Raw genomic sequence first — 2,530 nt, 5'->3', positions numbered from 1 at the left:
TTCCATACCGGATCGGCGCAGCACTTCTTCTGTTCTCGCTGCGGCATCTACACCCATCACCAGCGGCGCTCGAACCAGAATCTCTACGCCGTCAACGTGGCTTGCCTCGATGGCGTAAGCCCGTTCGATTTTGCCGAGGTGCCGGTGATGGACGGCATCAATCACACCAACGACACTGGCAAGCCGACGCGTCAGGCCGGCACGCTCCGCTTCATCCCGGCGGACTGAAGGCCGTCCTAAAGGTTTGCGCCTTTAGTGCCCGCTCAGCACCAGCGTCTTGACCGGCAACAGCAGGGCCTGAATCCGCAGCAGCATTGCATGCACAATGCCGACGGCATCGACCGCATGAAGCCAGATACGTTGACCCGTGCCTGTCTCCTTGGCTGAGATCACATCGTGGTTGCTGGTGTAGGCGTTGGCGATGCAACTGCTGCCCGGCGTCACGCCTTCGAGGCCGCCTTTATAGATAGGCTCCATCAAAACGAGGATTGAGCCGGGCCTCACGGTTTGCTGGGCTTCGATAAGCTGTTCGCCGCCGCGGAACTGGCCAGCGGCAATGTAATCCTGCACGCTCGTAATCACCATCGGAATCACGGTCCAGGGCTTTGAAATGCAGGTGGCCTCGGCCACCATGCCAACTTTCATCACCTGCGCTTCAATCTGTCCAAATCCTGCTGCCAGCGCCTGCCGCCCCGCGCCTTCCGGAATGAGGATTCCGGCGGAGCGGATCATCGGATTGACCACATCGCCCGGCCGCAGGAAGAACTGTTCGACGCGCCCGTTCACGCCCGCGCGAATGCTGGTCTTGTCCAGGTCCACCTGCGCTTCCGCCATTGCGGCTTCCGCGCTGGCTTTCTCCGCGGGAAGAAGTGAATTGACGCGGATCAGGGCCGATTGTTTTGTCGCGTTGACGGCATCGACGGTGGCCTGACGGCCAGCCAGAACCACTTCGAGCTTTTCGATGTCACGCTGCGGAACGATGCCGGGGCTGCGCTTCTGCAATTCGCGTTTGACATCGAGTTCGTCGGAGGCCTGCTGCAGCGAACTCTTTGCCTCCTGAATCTGGGCATCTGCCTTTACCACATCCGACTGTGCCGCGATCATCGCGGCGTCGACTTCGGCGGTCTTGCTTCTGGCTGTTTTCAGCGCGGCTTCCTGCTTCGTGCTGTCGAGTCTGAAGATGACGTCGCCCTTTTTCACAGGGGCGCTGAAATCGACATGGACTTCGGCAACCCGGCCGGTTGTTTCCGGCACCAGCGGCACCGTCCGGTAATACAGTGTCGCGCTCGTGGTCGAGGGATGGAAATAGAAGATCACTGTGATAAGGGCAACGGTCAGCATCACGCAGGCCGTGATACCCCACCGCAACTCATACCAGACCGAGAAGAGCGTGATCTCCTTGCCAATGCGCTTTCCCTGCACATAGCGGCGATACAGGTAGTCGGGAAACACGGTCAGCAGCGAGCAGAGGATCAGCTCAAGCATGGCGCTGGTCCCCGTTCTTGTTGACCGGGGGTGTTTCAGCCGGCGGTTCGGATGGATCAGCATCCGGCTTGACGCCCGCCATTTTCTGCACGGAGCCTGCGATGCTGCGCAGCGGAGTGCTGAAGTCGGGCAGATCGACCAGAGCAAGAAGCAGGGCGATCACCCAGAACAGATGGTTATGCGTGAACAGCGCCAGCAGACAGAGGACAGCGACAATTTCGAATTGCAGCTTCTGCGATTTGTGCGCCATGCGCTCCGGCAGCGAATGAATCTTGAGATAGATGTTGCCGACGAACAGAATCGCCGCGAGAAGGATGATACCCACCACGACCATCAGGATGTCGGTGTCGCCGGGCGCGGTGATAAATCCCGGAAGATGATGGGGTGCGGCCGGGTGGAGCGAGTCGCTCAAGACAGCCTCCGTGCGTGAACAAGCCTGTCAGCAAACACGTTCTGAAAACGCGCCGGTCATCGGGCTGGACCCGAGGGTTCCATCCTTGCATAGGAACCGAACTTGGCAAGAGCGAAGATGTGCTGCGAAGCGGAAGGTGGCTTCTGGATGCGATATGCGGCTGGTGGCCCATTCATGAACGACCCGGTCTTGCATCCAGTGAGATGGGCGGCGGAAAACGCGCGCTGTCGCTCAGACCTTGCCGTGGGCCAGGTGCCCGATTGCCGTCACCACCGCGCCCTTTGCGTCGCAGGTCGCCGCTGTTCCGCCATTTGCAAAATCGGGTGCGTTTAGTGGTGCGTGTCGCCCGTGCCGGCGATGTTCAGAGTCTCGATCACATGACGCAGCTTCTCTGGATTGCGGGTGATGTAGATCTCCGTGATCTTGCCATCCTCGATCGCGAAAGCGGTGGTCTGGAAAACGTCGTCGCGCTCATAGCTGACATAGCCGGGCAGGCCGTTGACGCGCATGGGGCGGAAGAAGTCGCGTGATGGGCGGTTTGCAAGTTTGCGGAAGAGTCCCCGATACGCCCGCAACACGCGCTCGAGTCCCAGGATCGGATTGATGAAGGCATGAACCTTTCCGCCACCGTCG

Annotated in this window: 2 protein-coding genes and 2 pseudogenes; 1 reads left to right on the top strand and 3 read right to left on the bottom strand. The window is 60.0% G+C overall.

Going from position 1 to position 2,530, the window contains the following annotated elements; all coding sequences use genetic code 11:
• Positions 1 to 228, top strand: a pseudogene (locus PSV43_RS18540) (GFA family protein); the annotation flags it as partial.
• A gap of 24 nt (positions 229 to 252) precedes the next feature.
• Here the strand turns inward: PSV43_RS18540 and PSV43_RS18535 are convergent.
• The 3 genes and pseudogenes from PSV43_RS18535 to PSV43_RS18525 form a co-directional block, all read right to left on the bottom strand.
• Positions 253 to 1,485 (bottom strand): biotin/lipoyl-binding protein, encoded by a 1,233-nt coding sequence (locus PSV43_RS18535; RefSeq protein ID WP_300200828.1) that lies wholly within the window; start codon positions 1,483 to 1,485, stop codon positions 253 to 255.
• Positions 1,478 to 1,897 carry a hypothetical protein gene (locus PSV43_RS18530; RefSeq protein ID WP_300200825.1) on the bottom strand — a complete coding sequence of 140 codons (420 nt, stop codon included), beginning with the start codon at positions 1,895 to 1,897 and terminating at the stop codon, positions 1,478 to 1,480. Before PSV43_RS18530 ends, PSV43_RS18535 begins: the two co-directional genes overlap by 8 nt.
• 329 nt (positions 1,898 to 2,226) lie before the next feature.
• A pseudogene (locus PSV43_RS18525) lies at positions 2,227 to 2,530 on the bottom strand (RNA polymerase sigma factor SigJ); the annotation flags it as partial.

It is taken from the genome of Prosthecobacter sp. (genome assembly GCF_029946185.1).
In the GTDB taxonomy this organism is placed as follows: Bacteria; Verrucomicrobiota; Verrucomicrobiia; order Verrucomicrobiales; family Verrucomicrobiaceae; genus Prosthecobacter.
This window is presented reverse-complemented; position numbering and strand designations above follow the sequence as displayed.